The sequence below is a fragment of the Marinobacter halotolerans genome (assembly GCF_008795985.1).
Classification (GTDB): Bacteria; Pseudomonadota; Gammaproteobacteria; order Pseudomonadales; family Oleiphilaceae; genus Marinobacter; species Marinobacter halotolerans.
Genome location: NZ_VMHP01000002.1, coordinates 1,153,054 through 1,171,211, shown reverse-complemented (window position 1 = coordinate 1,171,211; position 18,158 = coordinate 1,153,054). Strand labels below are relative to the sequence as shown.

The 18,158-nt window shown below is 54.4% G+C and carries 18 protein-coding genes; 5 read left to right on the top strand and 13 right to left on the bottom strand.

Features of this window, described 5'->3' with window-relative positions:
• Nucleotides 1-67: 67 nt before the first annotated feature.
• The 10 genes from FPL19_RS15730 to FPL19_RS15685 all read right to left on the bottom strand — a co-directional run bounded on the left by FPL19_RS15730 (nucleotide 68) and on the right by FPL19_RS15685 (nucleotide 8,573).
• Nucleotides 68-736: an FMN-binding negative transcriptional regulator gene (locus FPL19_RS15730; RefSeq protein ID WP_225314454.1), complete on the bottom strand. Its 669-nt coding sequence runs from the start codon at nucleotides 734-736 to the stop codon at nucleotides 68-70.
• A gap of 73 nt (nucleotides 737-809) precedes the next feature.
• On the bottom strand, nucleotides 810-1,337 hold the full coding sequence (locus FPL19_RS15725) for a hypothetical protein (protein ID WP_150913869.1): 528 nt from the start codon (nucleotides 1,335-1,337) through the stop codon (nucleotides 810-812).
• A 39-nt stretch (nucleotides 1,338-1,376) separates the two neighbouring features.
• The gene (locus FPL19_RS15720; protein ID WP_150913867.1) at nucleotides 1,377-1,985 is read right to left on the bottom strand and encodes a hypothetical protein; all 609 of its coding nucleotides are present in this window, start codon (nucleotides 1,983-1,985) and stop codon (nucleotides 1,377-1,379) included.
• 66 nt (nucleotides 1,986-2,051) lie between these two features.
• On the bottom strand, nucleotides 2,052-2,429 hold the full coding sequence (locus tag FPL19_RS15715) for a hypothetical protein (RefSeq protein ID WP_150913865.1): 378 nt from the start codon (nucleotides 2,427-2,429) through the stop codon (nucleotides 2,052-2,054).
• Nucleotides 2,430-3,080: 651 nt separating this feature from the next.
• Nucleotides 3,081-3,965: a DUF4231 domain-containing protein gene (locus tag FPL19_RS15710; RefSeq protein WP_150913863.1), complete on the bottom strand. Its 885-nt coding sequence runs from the start codon at nucleotides 3,963-3,965 to the stop codon at nucleotides 3,081-3,083.
• Nucleotides 3,965-4,393, bottom strand: a complete 429-nt coding sequence (locus FPL19_RS15705; RefSeq protein ID WP_150913861.1) for a TIR domain-containing protein — start codon at nucleotides 4,391-4,393, stop codon at nucleotides 3,965-3,967. Before FPL19_RS15705 ends, FPL19_RS15710 begins: the two co-directional genes overlap by 1 nt.
• 111 nt (nucleotides 4,394-4,504) lie before the next feature.
• A complete protein-coding gene (locus FPL19_RS15700; RefSeq protein ID WP_150913859.1) occupies nucleotides 4,505-4,837 on the bottom strand; it encodes a hypothetical protein in 333 nt (110 codons plus the stop codon).
• 84 nt (nucleotides 4,838-4,921) lie between these two features.
• Nucleotides 4,922-5,428, bottom strand: coding sequence for an ankyrin repeat domain-containing protein (locus tag FPL19_RS15695; protein WP_150913857.1), 507 nt, complete (start codon nucleotides 5,426-5,428; stop codon nucleotides 4,922-4,924).
• A 279-nt stretch (nucleotides 5,429-5,707) separates the two neighbouring features.
• The gene (locus tag FPL19_RS15690) at nucleotides 5,708-6,400 is read right to left on the bottom strand and encodes a TSCPD domain-containing protein (protein WP_150913855.1); all 693 of its coding nucleotides are present in this window, start codon (nucleotides 6,398-6,400) and stop codon (nucleotides 5,708-5,710) included.
• Nucleotides 6,401-6,434: 34 nt separating this feature from the next.
• Entirely contained in the window at nucleotides 6,435-8,573 is a 2,139-nt protein-coding gene (locus tag FPL19_RS15685) for an adenosylcobalamin-dependent ribonucleoside-diphosphate reductase (RefSeq protein WP_150913853.1), read from the bottom strand.
• A 657-nt stretch (nucleotides 8,574-9,230) separates the two neighbouring features.
• On the opposite strand from FPL19_RS15685, the gene FPL19_RS15680 reads away from it, so the two are divergent.
• A complete protein-coding gene (locus tag FPL19_RS15680) occupies nucleotides 9,231-10,898 on the top strand; it encodes an AMP-binding protein (RefSeq protein ID WP_150913851.1) in 1,668 nt (555 codons plus the stop codon).
• A 76-nt stretch (nucleotides 10,899-10,974) separates the two neighbouring features.
• The gene (locus FPL19_RS15675) at nucleotides 10,975-11,460 is read left to right on the top strand and encodes a thioesterase domain-containing protein (RefSeq protein ID WP_150913849.1); all 486 of its coding nucleotides are present in this window, start codon (nucleotides 10,975-10,977) and stop codon (nucleotides 11,458-11,460) included.
• On the opposite strand, the gene FPL19_RS15670 is transcribed toward FPL19_RS15675, so the two are convergent.
• Both FPL19_RS15670 and FPL19_RS15665 read right to left on the bottom strand, forming a co-directional pair.
• Complete coding sequence (locus FPL19_RS15670) at nucleotides 11,449-13,149, bottom strand: ABC transporter permease (RefSeq protein WP_150913847.1); 1,701 nt, start codon at nucleotides 13,147-13,149, stop codon at nucleotides 11,449-11,451. The two genes, FPL19_RS15675 and FPL19_RS15670, sit on opposite strands and share 12 nt — an antisense overlap.
• Nucleotides 13,150-13,256: 107 nt before the next feature.
• The gene (locus FPL19_RS15665) at nucleotides 13,257-14,273 is read right to left on the bottom strand and encodes a Fe(3+) ABC transporter substrate-binding protein (RefSeq protein WP_404802830.1); all 1,017 of its coding nucleotides are present in this window, start codon (nucleotides 14,271-14,273) and stop codon (nucleotides 13,257-13,259) included.
• A gap of 199 nt (nucleotides 14,274-14,472) precedes the next feature.
• Between FPL19_RS15665 and FPL19_RS15660 the strand changes: the two genes are divergently transcribed.
• From FPL19_RS15660 to FPL19_RS15650, 3 genes are all read left to right on the top strand, one after another.
• Nucleotides 14,473-14,745 (top strand): PilZ domain-containing protein, encoded by a 273-nt coding sequence (locus tag FPL19_RS15660; RefSeq protein WP_150913843.1) that lies wholly within the window; start codon nucleotides 14,473-14,475, stop codon nucleotides 14,743-14,745.
• Nucleotides 14,746-14,807: 62 nt separating this feature from the next.
• On the top strand, nucleotides 14,808-15,398 hold the full coding sequence (locus FPL19_RS15655; RefSeq protein ID WP_150913841.1) for a hypothetical protein: 591 nt from the start codon (nucleotides 14,808-14,810) through the stop codon (nucleotides 15,396-15,398).
• Nucleotides 15,399-15,559: 161 nt separating this feature from the next.
• On the top strand, nucleotides 15,560-16,885 hold the full coding sequence (locus tag FPL19_RS15650; protein ID WP_318527393.1) for an HD-GYP domain-containing protein: 1,326 nt from the start codon (nucleotides 15,560-15,562) through the stop codon (nucleotides 16,883-16,885).
• On the opposite strand, the gene FPL19_RS15645 is transcribed toward FPL19_RS15650, so the two are convergent.
• Nucleotides 16,875-18,008 (bottom strand): organic solvent ABC transporter permease, encoded by a 1,134-nt coding sequence (locus FPL19_RS15645; protein ID WP_150913837.1) that lies wholly within the window; start codon nucleotides 18,006-18,008, stop codon nucleotides 16,875-16,877. The genes FPL19_RS15650 and FPL19_RS15645 overlap by 11 nt on opposite strands.
• Nucleotides 18,009-18,158: the final 150 nt, after the last annotated feature.

Below are 18,158 nucleotides of genomic sequence, written 5' to 3'. Positions count from 1 at the left end.
TGAAGAGATTGCCGAAGCGCATTTTCGAGGAAGCCAGCGCAAGTTAAAGGCAGAGTGCCAGGTATTGTTAGCTGATAAACTCAGACATTGCCTGATCACTGGCAGAGCCATCTGCAAGGCCAGCCTTCACACCGGCTCTATTGCGCTCAGGGTGGTTCTGGCTTGCCTTGACCTGTCCTGTGAGCGTTTCAATTCTGATCTCGATACCGACAATGGCCTTAACCAGGCGACTGGTGAACTCGGAAGGTGCATCGTCTACAGACCAGGGATTTTTTCTACCGGACTCGTGAAGATCCGTTAACTGATGGAGATGCTCGGTAAGCCAGGCGTGTTCCTGAAAGATTAAACCCTTGCCTTGCGCATGGACAGCCAGATAGTTCCATGTTGGCACAACCCGACCCGTTTCGGCTTTGGTTTCATACCAGGACGGTGATACATAGGCATCCGGCCCCTGAAAAATGGCCAGAACCGAAGCGCCGTTCTCAATTCGCTGCCAAACAGGATTCACACGGGCGACATGGCATCTCAGCGTTCCAAGTGGCCGGTCTTCGTCGCAACTGAAATGGAAGGGCAGGTGATTTGCGTCGATACCATTGCCGTCCGCAACCACCAGCACACCAAAACTATAGTCCCTGATGTACTGCTGAAGTTGTTCCTGGTTTTCTTCTTTAAAATGGCTGGGGACTAGCATTTTTCTATCTCTCTGGGGTATCGATTCAGATAACGCCAGCAACAAACGGCGCCATGACAAGAGCGTCCGGTGGAGGCCGTAGGCTGGAAAGAATTTGATTGCCTCGTTGTATCTGGTTCTACCGATTAAAAATAGAAGCAGAATCCTCCGCTGTTCTCTCGACAGCTGCCATTACACATTGGTGCTCGCTGTAGGCCATCAGCAGACCGCTAGGGCGGTGGAAATTTGCGATGCGCTCTCCTGTCGCCACATCATAAACTCTGACTGTCGAGAAACCATTCAAAGTGCCCATTGTGCTATGGCTTGTGACCTTGCCCATGATTAGTAAGTCATAGTTCTGTCCGCGAGATACTTTCAGGGCGATTTCAACAGGAGCCAGATTGCCCCCCGAAATGATATCTGTCGATTCTTGCCTCAACACACTTCCTTGAACAACGCGATTATCTATAGAGCTCTCGAGTCGGGATACATAATAATCGGTACTTTCCTCAACGAAATTCGGGTTACCCTCAAATCTCGGGACAAAAATTACCGCCTCAGGTGGGATGTCCGAGACCATATGCTCACGAACATTTACAATTGACGGGTTTGCGCAGGCTTGTAGTAAAACCAAGGAAAGCAGCGGCAAAAACCTAAAAATCTTCATAAGACCCCTAATAGACAACGTTGAACGAAGCGGCGCGTCTCATGCGTCCGCCATACGTGACTGGTTAGTCGGTTCCAAAGGATTCTGCAATGTGAGAGCAAGTTCAATCGCCATTTGCAGATACCTGCGAGTCTGTTTACTCGTAGGCACAAAATGGGGAGCGTGAGCAGCTTCGTTGCGTAATCTTCTTAGATCCTCAAAAAACGGAAGCAATGTTTTCGCATAACCTCCGGTATTTATTAGCTCGAGTACAACCTTTCGAGCCGAAATCCTGCGAGAGTTTTGGATACCGTTTCTCTCTGCGGCTTCGGAAAGAGATGCCTCCACCTCAACCCATGCCTCGAGCAAAGCCGCGCGAGGCGACTCATCGGCGATGCGAAGCAAACGCTCATACCGCTCATCGTAGGGGGGAGGATAAACGGGTTCCTCGTCGGCAGGACATGACGGTTTCTCTTTCTGCGGTAACACCTTTCTTGCCTCTTCCTCTGCTGCAGCGAGCTCTTTTTCAAAGTTTGCTTCGACATCCTTGTATTTCAGAGATGTCACGCGGCCAAGTAGTTTTCGAAGATCCGAACGGAAGAGGTAGCCCAGCCAGATAACTGCGGCTGGCCAAGCTAATGCATTTATGATGTTTACGACATGCTCCATGTACTCTTCCAACTAACGCGAAGCGGCGGGGAAAATTGTCCGACAACAGCGACTTGTGCAAATCCATTAGAGGCGCCGCGCAATATCGCCTATCTCTGGGTCGATAAACGCTTTTGGCTCGTGGGCGACCTCAGCTCCTTGAGTTAGTGCAAACAATGTAGATGGTTTCCGCCTAATTTCATGGGTTTCCGTTGTTTGGAGAGTCGACATTTTCTCTTGCACGTGAGTAACTTCGCCTCTTCCTTTGACGACTTCGACCTGACCCAGGCTTTCATGCGTTTCCGGATCAAATATCTCATCACCGATTGCCAAAATCAGGAAACGCTGCCCTATTCGGACTCCATGCTCGCGGCCTTTGTTAAGAACGATCCGATGATCATCAATGATTTGAGCGATGCGACCCTCAAAAACAACATCATCGGCTTCAGTTTGCTTATTCGACATCTGCATTATCCTCTAGAAACCGGGACCGTATCTCTGGAACTACACTCATGCTTGCCCAACGAGACGGGTCTGACAAATAATCTTTTAGATATTCGTTAGTTAATGACCTCAGCACCACACATTGGGGGAACTTTTTGGTTGTAAACGTTTCGACTCTTAACAAGGCGATGGGTGTCTGAACGTCGTCTGTCGTTTGGAGAAGTACCAATATTTGCTCCGCATGAATCCAGTTTGATCGGTCAAGTATGAGAACCATCGACCCGAGGTAATGATGTTTGCCGTCCGCAATCTTTCGAACCGTCACCGGCGCTCTCACTTGAGCATAAATCTGATGGCACCTGTAGAGGAGCATCACCGCTGCCAATGCAGACGCTAGAGCTACAACGGCGAGGACTCGTTCACGATCACTGATACCTGAAGGAAGCCCAAGCCAGCTAGCTATTGACGCCAAGCCAGTTAACACAAGCCAGACCCAACCGAGGACTCCCCAAACTACTTCCCGAATGAAATTCATCAATTTCCTTTCTCAGAGCGCGACAGAAAAAGACTTTGAACGCCAGCGCACAACGGCGCTCTTGAAATGGAGGCGCAGCCGAAATGAAAAGGGCGTCCGGCGGCGACGGGCCGCGTATTGATGCGCCTTGTTAGGGGCTAGTCTCCCTTGCGTGCGACCCACTGTGTATGCTCCCTTGAAAATGCTGATTCACTATTGGTTACGAACTCGGACAGTTGCCCTTCATCATGCACCGACGTGGACTCACCTTTGATTATTACAATCTCATGGGCGGCTAATGCGTATGCAGAATTCAATTCATTGTGCTTCTTAGCCTGAAGCCAAGTTAGTACGGCACCAGCAGCGGTCGCTAATACTTCAACGGGAAGAGCCAAGGAAGGATCTTTGATTCTGTAAAGCAGCATAAGGATCGCGGCGGAGTGCAACACGACAGATACCCAGAACCACTGTTGAGCACGGCGCTTATTGAACCGCGATTTCATCCAATACCAGTTCGCTTGGTCGGTTACCCGATGGTTCACGTAGACAAGCAACCTATCCGCAACTGGGAGCTTTCTGACCTCTCGCATTTTTTCAGATATTGGGTCATTTAAGGCAATTCCTGCCTGAAGTGAATGAGAAAGACTTTTGTTCTGATCTAGTATCGTCTTGAGGTCACTTAGAAATGTTCGAGATACAATTTCGATGTTCTCATCGTCTTCGTATGGCTCGGCCCTCATCATCCAGCGCCAAGCGATAGTTTTGACCGATTCCGCAACCGCGCGACCGTTGTACCAAACGTCATCGGGTCTTTTAACCCGGATGAAAATGAGTATTCCGAGCGTAATCAGGAAGAGGCTTGCCGAAACTAATGCTCCCACAGCATCAGTTGGGCGCAAGTACGAAACGAATGCTGCAAGCACTAACAGAAAAAGGTACCACTTCAAACCGGTGTAGTAGACATTCTGCGAGCTAAGTGACGCCTGATTAGCTGATTGATATAGTCCAGGTAAATCTTCTGAGTCGATATCGATAGAGGCCATTACTTGTACAGCTCCCAGATCCCTCCAATTACGGATTTTTTTGCCCAGCCAACCGACATCGATGATGCATTAGCTACCACGCCCGAGGTGCGACGTTGACCTTGTGGGTTAACTGCTAAAATTGGCTTGCCGTAGTCGGTAGAACCTTGGATTTCTTTTGCGATCCATTTGCTATATCCGGTATACATCCCTGTCGGAATCACTATCACGTGACTCATAGCAATTTGTTTTAATATCGCTTGTTTGAGCTGCTTGTCGTTAGGTGCATTGTGAATTGGATTATCCTTTGGTACAGAATAATTCCGAAAGTCCAGGGACGCTTGACCCACACTCCAGTTTTCTTCGAAGATCCAACTTGCAAGTGTTTTGTAATGTCCTGAATATTTCCAGGCGTGACTGATGAAAACGTGGATCTGTCTTGTGCTCATTTCCTCTCCTTGTTCGAACCCAGCGTCTAACGCCCGCAGCATGCGCGGCTTTGGAATGGAGGCGAAGCCGCAATGGAAAAGCCGTCGCCGTGCCTGCGATGGTTAGGACAATCAACTATGCCCGAATTCATCAAGTCGTCGCACCTCAAGTCCGATCTCATCGGAAGATGACATTATGTTGCGAAGGATCTGCGGTGAGATTTCCACACCGTCCTCTTTGATAGCCAGCGAAAGGTTCAAGTTCTCTGACTGATCCAGCAAGCCCCTTACTAGAGCAAAAGTTTCTTCAGTCTCATTGTCAAAAATCTCACGCTCGAAAACAGGCGCCTCGGTTTCGAGGGCCCAGGTGACTTCAGCGATGCTTGCCTTAGTCAGACATCGGACTGCCTTCACGACAGCTCCCGATTTGGAGCCACCAAGAACTGTAATCGAAATCACCGACATACGTACCTCGAGCTCATGTCCTAACGCCAGTGGTAATGGGCGGCAACGGAGCGCAGCGTAGTTGGCGTCCCGTTGACCACCTTGTTATGAGTGGAACAAACTACCGACATATTGCCGAAATTCCCTACTGTTTGACGGCGTGTCAGCGAATTCCATAGCTCCCATATTGCCCCCAATTTCAGCAGCGGTTGCATGTATGTCGCAACCTCTAGATACAAGCAGCCGTGTTAACTCGGCGACGCCTCGCGTGCAGGATTTGAGAAAGGGCGTTTTATCCCAATCACCTCTTCCCTCGATGTTGGCACCTTGTTCCAGCAATAGCTCGACAAGCTGAACAGCTTTCTTTGGGTCTTGGTTGGCGCAGTCAATTGTTGAGAGCAGAGGAGTAAATCCAGTGCTGCCTCTTGAATTCACATCCGCTCCGGCCCTAATCAATTCACGGGCTAAATCCAGGTCTAGCGCCCGGCACACAGGCTCAAGGACAAATAGACCATCGTTATCCGGCTGGCCGGGATCAAAACCATGAGCCAGCAGCTCATCAATTGAGACGTATTCACTGCTCTCAATTAGCTCATCGTAAGCTTTGAACATCTGCACCACTCAGAACTCATAACATTTGTATAGCCGTCCTGTTGATCGCTTTCACGACTAACTTTCCAAATGGCAATCCTGTAAACCGAAAAAGAAAAGTCCTTCATTCAATACTTTAGCTTCAAGTATTAAACCGAATTGACCAGCAAAACCTGTCACCAAGACCCTTTTCCACAATATTCGGCGCTTTTCGATCGCAACGACCAAATCCATCGCCCCAAACAAAAAAGGCCCGAAGTTCGCACCCCGGGCCCGTTTTCTCACCTTGCTGTTTTCACCTTAGCCGCACTTACTGTCGCCGCAAGACAGACAAGTCGCACACCCGTCCATCACAATCACCGCCTTGGTGCTGCACTTGCCGCACATGGTGGCGTTGGGCGGGAATTCGCCGGCCTTGTCGTCGTTGGTGGCGGTGCTGTGGCTGGCTTCGAATTCGGCGCGTTTTTCGGCGAGGATGCGCTTGGTGGTTTCGCTCATTTCCTCGCTTTCCATCAGGCCGATGGCCTTCAGGTGCTTCTCGATTACGGCGCCGATTTCAGCCACCAGGGACGGCATAAATACGCCGCCTTTCTTGAAGTAGCCGCCGTTGGGGTCGTACACGCTGCGCAGCTCTTCCACCAGGAAGGTTACGTCGCCACCTTTGCGGAACACCGCAGAGATTACGCGGGTGAGGGCGATAACCCACTGGAAGTGTTCCATCGACTTGGAGTTGATGAACACTTCGTACGGCTGCCGGCTTTCGTGGTCGGTGCCTTCGTTCAGCAGGATGTCATTGATTGTAATGTACATCGCGTGCTCGGCGATCGGCGGCTTGATCTTGTAGGTGGTGCCCAGTAGGAAGTCCGGCCGTTCGATGTATTCGTTCATCTGAATCGGCTGCAGTTCCTTCGGCGCCGCCTGTTCCTGGGTCGCTTCGGGGTCGGCTTTCTTGACGCGGTAGCCGACGATTTTGTTGCTGATTTTAACTGTCATGATGTCTTGTCCTGTCTGTGTCGGTTATCGCAGATCAATACTTGCCGTAGGTGCCTTCTTTAAGCGCATCGAAGAGGTTCGCGGCGGAATGCAGTTCGCCGTCGTACTCGACTTCTTCGCTGCCTTTGAGAGTCACTTTGCTGCCGTCGTCCAGGGTGAATTCGTACAGGGTGTTTTCAAGGTCTTTCTGTTGCACCAGTACGCCCTGGAAGGCTTCCGGGTTGAAACGGAAGGTGGTGCAGCCTTTCAGGCCCTTGTCGTAGGCGTACATGTAGATGTCTTTGAAATCCTTGTACGCGAAGTCCTGGGGCACGTTGGCGGTTTTGGAGATGGACGAATCCACCCATACCTGCGCTGCGGCCTGGATATCCACGTGCTGGGCCGGCGTCACGTCTTCAGAGGTGGTGAAGTAGTGGGGCAGACGCTTGTCTTCTTCTTCGGAGAAGGGCATGGCACCGGCATTCACCATGTGGCGGTAGGCCAGTAGCTCAAAGGAGAACACGTCGACTTTTTCCTTGGTCTTGCGCCCTTCGCGGATAATGTTGCGCGCGTAGTGGTGCGAGAAGCTCGGCTCGATGCCGTTGCTGGCGTTGTTGGCCAGCGACAGGCTGATGGTGCCGGTGGGCGCGATAGAGGTGTGGTGCGTGAAGCGGCCACCTTTCTCGGCCAGTTGCTCAATCAGCTCTGGTTCCACGCTGCCAATCTGCTGCATGTACTTGCTGTACTTCGCGTGCAGTACCTTGCCCTTGAGCTTGTCGCCCAGTTTGTAGCCATCGGCAGACAGCTGCGGGCACTTGGTCAGCATCTTGGGCGTTACTTCGAACTCGTCGTTCATGATCGGCGCCGGGCCTTTCTCGTCGGCCAGGGCCAGGGACTGGCGCCAGCCTTCAACGGCCATTTCCCGCACAACGTCTTCGGTGAACTGTACGGATTCCGCAGAACCGTAAGGCATACGCAGCATGGCGAGGGTGGAACCCAGGCCTAGAATGCCCATGCCATGGCGGCGCTTGTAGGTAATCTCGTGGCGCTGTTCTTCCAGCGGCAGGCCGTTGATTTCCACCACGTTGTCCAGCATGCGGGTGAAGATGGCCACAACTTTGCGGTACTTCTCATAGTTGAAGCTGGCCTTTTCGGTGAACGGGTAGTCCACAAACATGGTCAGGTTCACAGAGCCCAGCAGGCAGCTGCCGTAAGGGGGCAGGGGCTGCTCGCCGCAGGGGTTGGTAGCGCGGATGTCTTCGCAGAACCAGTTGTTGTTCATCTGGTTGACCTTGTCGATCAGGATGAAACCCGGCTCGGCATAGTCATAGGTGCTGGTCATGATGGTGTCCCAGATGAACTGGGCTTTCAGGGTGCGGTAGATGCGGCACGCCACCTTGCCTTCATCGTTAACCACGTAGCCTTTCTGGATGGGGAAGTCGCGATAGACGAACTGGCTGGCGTCGTTCAGGTCCATGCCTTCATCGGCCACTTCTTTTTCAGTCACCGGGAAAGACAGGTGCCAGTCGGCATCGTTGCGCACGGCTTCGATAAAGTCTTCGGTGATCAGCAGCGACAGGTTGAACTGGCGCAGGCGGCCGTCTTCACGCTTGGCCTGAATAAAGTCGATGACGTCAGGGTGGTGAACGTCGAAAGTAGCCATCTGTGCGCCACGGCGGCCACCGGCGGAAGACACGGTGAAGCACATGCGGTCGAAGATATCCATGAACGACAGCGGGCCGGATGTGGTGGCACCGGCGCCGGCGACGTAGGCGCCTTTCGGGCGCAGGGTCGAGAATTCATAGCCGATACCGCAGCCTGCTTTGAGAGTCAGGCCGGCTTCGTGGTTCTTTTCCAGGATGTCGTTCATGGAATCCTGAACGGAACCGGACACGGTACAGTTAATCGTGGACGTGGCAGGCTTGTGAGCCTCAGCACCAGCGTTGGAGGTAATGCGGCCGGCAGGGATGGCGCCGTGGCGCAGGGCCCAGACGAAATCTTTCATGTGCTTTGCGCGGTCGGCTTTGTTTTCCACTTCGGCCAGGGCGGTGGCAACGCGTGTGTAGGTCGCCTCGATGTCCTTGTCGACGGGTTCGCCGGTTTTGGTTTTAAGCTGGTACTTGCTGTTCCAGATATCCAGCGAAGCTTCCTGCATGGGAATAGTCGTTACCACGGCCTGTGCTTTAGCGTTCATTGCCACCCTCTTTACTCGAATGTTGTTCAAATGTTCAGCTGTGTCGTTTTTTTAAAAACTATCTTGATTTTACGTTTGATCAACCACTAGATCTGGTAATGCTGCTGCCTGGCTTCTGCCGTCGGCCCGCTAATGCTGCCAGGCGGCTGGAAAAGCGTATTGCCCACTGCGCTTACCAAAACTGCGGTTGCCGGTTGTTGCGGGGTGGTTCCCCGAAACACCATATATGGGCGAATCTGCGAAGAGTATAACAGTATATAGTGTTCTGTGAATAAGAACGGAACTATGGATAGCGGTGGAAACTGCAAAGAAAATCAATGGCAGAAGCCTTGAAACTGCGGGAAAGCCTGTAAAATCCCGCTGTTGAGCCATTTACTTAGAAAGCACAACATGTAGTGGTCAGGAATTGTTCAGTAAATGACCGGGGAAAAAGATGCGTGCAAAATAAGTGACGTCTGCACGTAGTTTTATGCAACTGTCTGATAGAGTTTTAGATTGTTCATGCTTTGATGGTTTAGTATAAGTAGCTGTATCAGACTAAAGTCTAATACTCGATTTAAGTGCCTGAACGTCCGGTAGAGACGTTGCGCTAGCGTTGGCGCATAGAAGACTATAAAAGAGCCAGAAAACACTAAAAACAGAAAGCAAGGAAGGTCCATGGATACCACCAATAAACTGCCCCTCGATATGGTTTACCATTGGGAAAAAACCATTCCCGATTCCCTGTACATGACACAGCCCGTCGGCAACGGCCAGGTTGTGGAGTACACCTGGAAGCGTGCCGTTGATGAAGCACGGCGCATGGCGTCTTATCTGAAGTCACTGAATCTGCCTGAAAAGAGCAAGATTGGCCTTATTTCCAAGAACTGTGCCCAGTGGATTATGTCGGACTGGGCGATCTGGATGGCCGGCCACATTTCCGTGCCGCTTTACCCGACGCTGAACGCCGATACGGTGAGCTACATCCTGGACCACAGTGAGTGCGAGCTGCTGTTTGTAGGCAAGCTGGACGACTGGGACATGATGAAGCCCGGTGTACCCGAATCCATGCGTTGCGTGTCTTTCCCGCTGAGCCCGCCCACGGATTTCGATAGCTGGGACGACATTATTGCCAAGTATCCGCCGCTTGAGGAAAACGTACAGCGCGAGCCGGACGAGCTGGCCACCATCGTTTACACCTCCGGCAGCACCGGTCGCCCCAAGGGCGTAATGCTGAGCTTCAATAACATGGCGTTTGCCGCAGAGGGTGGTGCCGAAGTGCTTGGCGTAGGCCCGAATGACCGCATGCTGTCGTACCTGCCGCTGGCCCACGTATTCGAGCGCACCTTTGTGGAACTGGGCTCCATCTATAACGGGTTCCAGCTGTACTTCGCCGAGTCCCTGGATACTTTCGTGCAGGATCTGCAGCGGGCCCGGCCGACGCTGTTCCTTTCTGTGCCGCGCCTGTGGGTGAAATTCCAGCACGGCGTGCTGCAGAAGCTGCCGAAAGAGAAGCTCGACAAGCTGCTGAAGATCCCGCTGGTTAACAAACTGATCAAGAAGAAGGTTCTGAAGGGCCTGGGCCTGGATCAGGTGAAGCTGGCCGGCAGTGGTTCCGCGCCGCTATCCCACGATGTGCTGGACTGGTACCGCAACCTGGGCCTGGAGCTGCTTGAAGGCTACGGCATGTCTGAAAACTTCGCGTATTCCCACATGAACAAGCCGGGCCGCTCGCGCACTGGTTATGTGGGCGAGGCCGCACCGGGCGTTGAAGTGAAGATCAGCGACGCGGGCGAGGTTCTGGTGAAAAGCCCGGCGACGATGATGGGCTACTACAAGGATGAAGAGAAAACCAAAGAGACCTTCACCGAAGACGGTTTCCTGAAAACCGGCGACAAGGGCGAGATTGATGAAATGGGCCGCCTGAAGCTGACGGGCCGCATCAAGGAAATTTTCAAGACCAGCAAGGGCAAGTACATTGCCCCGGCACCGATTGAAAACCGCCTGATGTCTCACGAAGCCATCGAGATGGTGTGCGTGTCTGGTGCTAACCAGACCCAGCCCTGTGCGCTGGTGATGCTGAGTGAGGAGCTTCGTCCGAAGATTAGCGATGCATCGTTCCGTAAGGAAATTGAAGAAGGCTTCAAGCAGCTTATCACCGATGTAAACAAGACGGTCGACCCCCACGAACAGCTGGCGTTTATTGTGGTTGTCAGCGATGAGTGGTCCATCGAGAACAACTTCCTGACACCCACCCTGAAACTGAAGCGGAATGTGGTGGAAGACGCCTATCAGGACAAGGTGGATGCCTGGTACGCCAAGCGTCAGCCGGTGATCTGGGAGTAAGTAGGAATAACCGACATAAGTCGCATAGGGAAATAGACGCGCAGTGCATAAACTGGGGCAGATTTCAGGAGGAAATATGCCCCAGTTAGCTCGTTTTCAGAAACGTATTAACGAAATCATTCCGCTGTCTGAGGCTCTGGGCGTCCGCCTGGAGTCTTACGATGGTCACGCGCTACTGGTCAGCGCGCCCCTTGAACCCAACCGTAATCATCAGGGCACCGGTTTCGGCGGCAGCGTCTATTCTGTGGCCGTGATATCCGCCTGGGGACTGGTGGAGCTTGTGCTGGGGGACCTCGGACTGAAGGGCAATGTGGTGATTCAGGTGGGCGAAATCGAGCATCTGGAGCCTGTGACCACCGACTTTTATGCTCTGTGTCGCCTGCCTGGTGGGGAAGTGCCGGACCGCTTCCGCAAAAGCCTGGCCCGCCATGGGCGCGCACGCCTGTCGCTTATTGCTGAAATCTACTGTGGCAAACCCTCATTGGCGCCATCCGCGGAGCCGGCGGCGATCTTTCAGGGCCGGTTTGTGGTGCAGGAAATACATTCCCGCCTAACCAATTGACCGTGTCCGGGAAATTGACCGGCTCATCAGTATGATCGGAATAATACCCGCCAGCACAATCACCAGCGCCGGCAGGGCGCTGCGGGCCAGACGCTCGTCAGAGGCGTACTGGTACACATAGGTGGCCAGAGTATCGAAGTTGAAAGGGCGCAGGATCAGCGTCGCCGGCAGTTCCTTCATCACGTCCACGAATACCACCAGCGCCGCTGTGAGCAGTGTGCCCCGCAACATCGGCAGATGAACCCGCATCAGGGTTCGCCCCGGGGAGTGGCCCAGGGAACGGGAGGCCATATCCATACTGGGGGTGATTTTCTGCAGTCCGCTTTCCACGCTTCCGGCCGATACCGCCAGAAACCGTACTGTGTAGGCAAAGACAAGGGCGAAGGCCGAGCCGCTTAGAAGCAGGCCGGTACTGAAACCGAAGGCGCTGCGCGTAATGCTGTCCAGCCAGTTGTCAAAGCCCGCCAGGGGAATGATCACGCCAATAGCCAGCACCGCACCGGGCATGGCATATCCCAGGCTCGAAAGGCGCATCATCACGCGCATTCCATGGGTATCGTGCAGCCGTCGGCTGTAGGCCAGAATCACACCGATAACCAGCGTGGTCATCGCGGCCGCGCCGGACAGGAACAGGCTGTTGAAGGTGTTGGTAATAAACGTGTTGTTCCAGCTTTCGTCAAAGTATTCCCACGCAAACTGGCCCAGGGTGGCGGCAGGAATGACAAAGCCAAGAATCACCGGAACGGAGCAGATTACGACGCACAGGGCCTGGCGCGCCGGTGAAAGCCGGAAACGACGGATCGGGTCGCGGTTATCCCGGGCGGCGAATTGCTGCTGCTTGCGTCGGGAGTAGCGTTCCAGGGTGACCAGAATCACCACGAAGGCGAGCATGACCGTGGCGATCTGGGCCGCGCCGCCCAGGCTACCCAGGCCCATCCAGGTATCAAACAGCCCGGCGGTGAGGGTCTGTACGGCGAAGAAATCCACGGTGCCGAAATCGTTCAGGGTTTCCATCAGCACCAGCGACAGGCCAACGGCCACCGCTGGCCGGGCAATGGGTAGCACCACCCGGAAAAAGGTGCTGAGGGCCGAGTGCCCCAGGCTGCGGCTGACCGCAAATAGCGACGGCGACTGTTCCATAAAGGCCGCCCGGGCCAGCAGGTAAACGTAGGGGTAAAGCACCAGCCCGATCATCACTGTGGCGCCTTCCACTGTGCGGATCTCGGGGAACCAGTAGTCGGTGGCGTTCTGCCAGCCGAACCAGTCCCTCATAGCAGTCTGCACGGGGCCGGCATAATCCAGCAGTGTGGTGTAGACATAGGCAATCACATAGGCAGGCACGGCGAAGGGCAACAGCATCGCCCATTCGAAGAACCGGCGGCCGGGGAATTCACAGGTAGTCACCGCCCAGGCGGTGGAAAGCCCGATAAGCAGAGTCAGTATCGAGACTCCCAGCATTAACTGTAGGGTAGTAAAGACGTAGCGGGGAAGGGTGGTGCTGATCAGATGGGGCCAGACGTTCTGTTCGGGCGACAATGCCAGAAACAGGACCGACAATACCGGCAGTGCCACAATGGCCGTGGTTATCGCGGCGGTAATGACCCAGGGTTTCGAGGTTCGCTTTGACAGCAGGACCGAACCGGCTTCTTGCTGGCTGACGGTCTGGCTGGCAGTGCTCGCCTCGGACATGATCTTCCTTCGTAACAGCGTGAAAAAGGACGGTGGTCAAACGAAGGGCTGATTCTAGTGTGGTAGGCGCAAGCCCGCAATGTTCCGCGGGCTTTTGCCTGTCCGGATCAGTTGTTGTAATCGACCCGGTCGACCATCTTCACCGCTTCGTCGCGGAGGTCTGCAATCTTCTGCAGGGATAGGTCATCCGGGTTGATGTCGCCCCATTCGGCGACCATGCCGGACGGTTCTACCGCCGGATTGGCCGGATATTCGGTGTTGGCCTCGGCGTAGATGCGTTGGGCTTCCGGCGTGCTCAGGAACTCCATCAGGCGCACGGCGTTGTCGCGGTTCGGTGCGCTTTTGGTCAGGGCAATGCCGCTGATGTTGATGTGCGTGCCACGACCGTCGTTGTTGGGGAAGATCAGGCGCACGGACTCGGCGGCTTCACGCTGGTTTTCGTCCTGCAGCATGTTGCCGTAGTAGTAGCTGTTACCGATGGCAATATCACACTCACCGGCGTGGATGGCTTTGATCTGGTCACGGTCGCCGCCCTGGGGCTTGCGGGCCAGGTTGTCTTTCAGGCCTTCCAGCCACTGCTCGGCGTCTTCTCCTCCATGATGGGCAATCATGGAGGAGAAGAGGGCAATGTTATAGGGATGCTGGCCGCTGCGGGTGCAAATGCGATCATTCCATTTATTGTCTGCCAGTTCTTCATAGGTGGTGATTTCGCCGGGCTCTACACGCTCTTTGGATGCGTAGATCAGGCGACCGCGGGTGGTCAGGGCGAACCACTTGCCATCAGGGTGGCGCAGGTTCTGCGGGATGTTGTCTTCCAGCACCTTGTTGTCAACGGCCTGGACCAGGTCACGGTCAACCAGTTCGCTCAGGCGGGAGATGTCTACCGTCATTACCACGTCGGCGGGGCTGTTACGGCCTTCGCGCTCCAGACGCTCAGCCAGGCCTTTCTTGGCGAAGACCACATTGCTTTCAATGCCGGTTTCTTTTTCGAAGGCTTCAAGCAGTGGTTCGAGCAGGTAGGCCTGGCGATAGGAATAGATATTCACGTCGCCTTCGGCGCTGGCGGTCATCGGAAGGGTCAGTGCGGCAGCAGTGAAAATGCTAGCAAGCTTCATGCGGTTCATAGTCAGCCTTTGATCTGATGGTCAGGGTTCATGGCAATTACAGAACGAGTATTTCGCTCTGTAATTATATTATAAAACGCAACTATTCTCATTACTGTTGTATTCCGTGTCAAGCGCTTGCGGCAAACTTCTCTTTGAAATAGTGCTATGCTTCGGAAGACTATAAAAACTATGCAAAAAAGTGGTGAGCGCCGGCACTATGGCTGATAACGATCGACGTATACATACCCGCACTGCTATGAGTGCAAAAGTGAAAGTGACCCACGAAACCCTGGGCGAATTTGTATTCTCCACAAGGGACATTTCCGACGGCGGCGTTTTCATTGTGGTGGACACCGAGCCTTTTGAGCCGGCTATCGGCGACAAAATCCAGGTTCAGGTTCAGGGCTTGCCGATTCCGGCACCGGTTCTTGAGATGGTGGTTGTCCGCAAAACCGTCGACGGGTTCGGCCTTCAGTTTGCCGACGAATAACGGGGCCGCTCACAGCCCACGATCGATTGACTACTACCAAAATCTGCAGGCACAGCACGACAATGAACCCAGCTATTGCAAAAGGACTGATTGCAGTCATTCCCGTTCTGTTTTCCGGTTGCGCGTCTTATTACACCCATTACGCCATGTTTCCCGCCCAGAATTCCGCCGGCGAAGACCGGCAGTTCAAAATGACCTGGCAAACCGCCGACTACCCGGGCTGGTGGATCGCTGAAGACAAGTCCACGCCCATTACCTTGTCAGCCCAGTGCAGCGAGCGGGAATGGCGAATTGTGGACCGTACCCACTCCGGTGCTGCGGCAGAATCCTGTGCGCCCGGCATTCGCGCCTGCGGCACGAAAGGCATGGATGTGGTAGCCACTGAAGGCAGTACGGATTTTGACGAGCGGGCCTGTATCCGGGTCAATCCTTCTGATACTGACGCCCTCGTGACAGAACTTTCATCTTCCCTGGAACTGCTGGTGAACTGTCGTCCGGCTCAAACCGCCCGAAAGAGTGGAGGGGAGACCCAGAACATTGATTATCTGCGGGCCTCGCCGGTTCCCTATACGGTTTACAGTCGGAAAGGCCCGCGGGGCCGGCTGGCCAGCAAGCCGCCGGAGTTTGACGATTCGGTCTGTGACGAGGAATAACCAGCAACGGACCAGTTCTGTTTGTGCGGAGTGTCACAACACTACAATTTGTTGCCCGTTGATAGTTTTGGTTACTGATTGTGCCTTTCGGGTTACCAGGTACTACAGAAATGTAATGGACTCTGGCGGCGGTTGCGTCAGAATGGAACTGTCTCATAGTTGTGATTGAGAGGTGCCCCGTGGGAGTCCAACAGAAGAAAGTATTTGTGCATGATCTGGAGTTAGGCATGTTTGTGTCTGACCTGGATCGTCCGTGGCACCAGACCCCGTTTCCGATCCAGGGTTTTCACATTCGGTCCCAGGATGACATCCGTGCACTGATGAGCCATTGCAAGTGGGTGTCGGTGGATGTTGCAGAAACCCGCGACTCAATCGATAGCTCCGGTAACAGCAAGCTGGTTTTCGGGCGCTTCAAATCCTCTGAAGCCAAAAAACGCCAGGAGGTGAAACTGCCTCCGCTTAATATCCGTGAGCCGGTGAAGCACCCGAAAGTGTCTTCCCTGCGCAAGGAATTGAAGGTGTCCCGCAAGCTGATGCTCGACGCGGACGCTTCTCTTCACAGGGTTTTCCAGAGCATCCGCGATCATCAGGTGCCGGACTTTACGGAGGTCGCCCGGGTCACCCGCAGCATGGTGTCCAGCGTTGTTCGAAATCCGGACGCTGTATTGTGGCTGAGCCGTACCCGTCAACATGACGACTTCACCTACCAGCATGCCCTGAACACCGCCGTGTGGGCGCTGGTGTGTGGCCGCGAACTGGGCCTGAACGAAGGGCTGCTGAACCACCTGGGCATGGGCTGTCTGCTGTCACAGGTGGGCAAGCTGCTGCTTCCGCGCAAGCTGATTGAAAACGAGATGCGCCTGGACTCCGATGACTTTGCGCTCTACCGCTCCTATGTGGAGAAGGGCGTTCATAGCCTGGAAGATTCCGGTGTGTCCCGAGCAGTTGTCAGTGTTGTGCAGAATCATCGCGAGCGGCACAACGGTTCCGGCTTTCCCGAGGGTATCCGCGGCGACAGGATTCCGCTGCTGGGCAAGGTTGCCGGGCTAGCAGAGTATTTCGAGACGCTGGTCAGTCCGAGGGATTCGGCGGCGGCAATGACGCCCGCCCGCGCCGTAAGCCTGCTGTATGAGCTTCGGAATATTGAATTCCAGGAAGATCTGGTGGAAAAGTTCATCGCGGCGGTTGGGGTGTATCCGACCGGCAGCCTGGTGGAACTGAACGACGGCCAGCGCGGTGTTGTGGTGTCCCACTCTGCCGAACGGCGTCTGTGGCCGAAGGTGATGGTAATGACTGACCGTGCCAGAAAGCCGCTAAAGGCAGCGCGCATTATTGACCTGGCCCGGTATAACGAAGGCAAGATGCCTGAGGAAACGGTCTCGATTGCCGAATGCCTGCCCGCCGGAACAGAGGGGCTGCACCCGGAGCATTACGACGTAACCGGCGCAGAATCCCGCTGGGCGTTTTCCCGCCTGATCAGGGCGTGATGACAACCCGCAGGGATTTCTTCACCCAGCGGTAAGTGTCATCGGGTTTGAAATTGATCAGAAGTTCCGATTCGCCGGGTGCCTCGCCTGCCAGAAAGTATTCCACCGATGCGGACTGCCAGCCGAACGAGTGCACCTCCACATCGTCTGGCCGGGTACTTATCGCTTCAATATCCGCAAGCTCAGGCGTGCCGGCAATCTTTCTTACCCTGACGGTCTTGATGGATGTATCCGATTCAGGAAATTGCGCCACAAACTCTTTCAGATAGTAACGCTTGCCCAGTTCGGTGCTGATGATGTCCAGTTCCCGGGTGAGGTAACCTTCCGCCGTTTCCACATCTACGCTGTCGATGCTGCGGATTGACTTCAGAATCCGGTCCCGCTTTGCCTGCAGATCCTCGCTGTACTCGACCTCGGGGTCCCGGTCTTCCGGATCTTCCGGCCGGGGCGGCGCGTTCTCGATTCGTTCCAGTGTTGGTGGTTCCTCGCACAGCTCATCCCCCGGCGGATAGAAACAGATTTCCGCCAGCAGCTGGTTCGCAGGGGAAAGAGCGTCTTCCTCTTCAAAGGCAAACTCCCCTCTGGATACATTGAAATCGATAGGTTCCGGAAGCGTGGGCAGGGTAGCGTTCAACTGGTCGATGACACGTTGGCGTATCTCGACACCGTTACCGTCGGACACTCTCAGACGCCAGTTCAGGGCCAGAAGAAACCGGGTCAGGTTGATGACGGAATCGGATGTCTGGATCAGCTGCTGTTCAGTGATTCGATGGCTTTGCAGGCCTTCCTCTGTGGTACCTGCAATTTTCAGGGCGTCCCGCTCGGGTTCGAAGAATTCCAGGGGGGTGACGACGGGCTCTACCGGTACGCCGCTCACCAGGGACAGGTCGCCAACTAAAAGGGACAGTTCTTCTCCGGGGAAATAGCGGTATTGCCCTTCCTCGCCGGTGGTTCCACTGCGGCTGGCGGTCTGGTAGGTGAGGCCGGAAATGCCGGTAGGGGTGATCTGGCCGACTTTTGATCCATCACCTCTGCCGCCGTTTCCGTCGCCGCCCAGACAGCCTGCCAGCACAAACGTGGACATCAGCAGAAAATAGCCTGTTTTCAGGTGAACGGATCTCATGATTGCGCGTACATCCCTGCTTCGGATCCTGCGGTGAGCCTTGCAACAGGTGGCTGCAGAACCGTTTGTAAATTGTTGTAACCGGCATTATAGGGATGGTCGTTCGAGCATATCGGGAAACCTGTCGCAGTTTCAGCTTTTGGCTGGCGG

Excerpts from the sequence above, each read along its gene's own strand:
- FPL19_RS15725 (WP_150913869.1), bottom strand. The coding sequence starts at position 1,337 with ATGAAGATTTTTAGGTTTTTGCCGCTGCTTTCCTTGGTTTTACTACAA.
- FPL19_RS15720 (WP_150913867.1), bottom strand. The coding sequence starts at position 1,985 with ATGGAGCATGTCGTAAACATCATAAATGCATTAGCTTGGCCAGCCGCA.
- FPL19_RS15715 (WP_150913865.1), bottom strand. The coding sequence starts at position 2,429 with ATGTCGAATAAGCAAACTGAAGCCGATGATGTTGTTTTTGAGGGTCGC.
- FPL19_RS15710 (WP_150913863.1), bottom strand. The coding sequence starts at position 3,965 with ATGGCCTCTATCGATATCGACTCAGAAGATTTACCTGGACTATATCAA.
- FPL19_RS15705 (WP_150913861.1), bottom strand. The coding sequence starts at position 4,393 with ATGAGCACAAGACAGATCCACGTTTTCATCAGTCACGCCTGGAAATAT.
- FPL19_RS15700 (WP_150913859.1), bottom strand. The coding sequence starts at position 4,837 with ATGTCGGTGATTTCGATTACAGTTCTTGGTGGCTCCAAATCGGGAGCT.
- FPL19_RS15695 (WP_150913857.1), bottom strand. The coding sequence starts at position 5,428 with ATGTTCAAAGCTTACGATGAGCTAATTGAGAGCAGTGAATACGTCTCA.
- FPL19_RS15690 (WP_150913855.1), bottom strand. The coding sequence starts at position 6,400 with ATGACAGTTAAAATCAGCAACAAAATCGTCGGCTACCGCGTCAAGAAA.
- FPL19_RS15685 (WP_150913853.1), bottom strand. The coding sequence starts at position 8,573 with ATGAACGCTAAAGCACAGGCCGTGGTAACGACTATTCCCATGCAGGAA.
- FPL19_RS15680 (WP_150913851.1), top strand. The coding sequence starts at position 9,231 with ATGGATACCACCAATAAACTGCCCCTCGATATGGTTTACCATTGGGAA.
- FPL19_RS15675 (WP_150913849.1), top strand. The coding sequence starts at position 10,975 with ATGCCCCAGTTAGCTCGTTTTCAGAAACGTATTAACGAAATCATTCCG.
- FPL19_RS15670 (WP_150913847.1), bottom strand. The coding sequence starts at position 13,149 with ATGTCCGAGGCGAGCACTGCCAGCCAGACCGTCAGCCAGCAAGAAGCC.
- FPL19_RS15665 (WP_404802830.1), bottom strand. The coding sequence starts at position 14,273 with ATGAACCGCATGAAGCTTGCTAGCATTTTCACTGCTGCCGCACTGACC.
- FPL19_RS15660 (WP_150913843.1), top strand. The coding sequence starts at position 14,473 with ATGGCTGATAACGATCGACGTATACATACCCGCACTGCTATGAGTGCA.
- FPL19_RS15655 (WP_150913841.1), top strand. The coding sequence starts at position 14,808 with ATGAACCCAGCTATTGCAAAAGGACTGATTGCAGTCATTCCCGTTCTG.
- FPL19_RS15645 (WP_150913837.1), bottom strand. The coding sequence starts at position 18,008 with ATGAGATCCGTTCACCTGAAAACAGGCTATTTTCTGCTGATGTCCACG.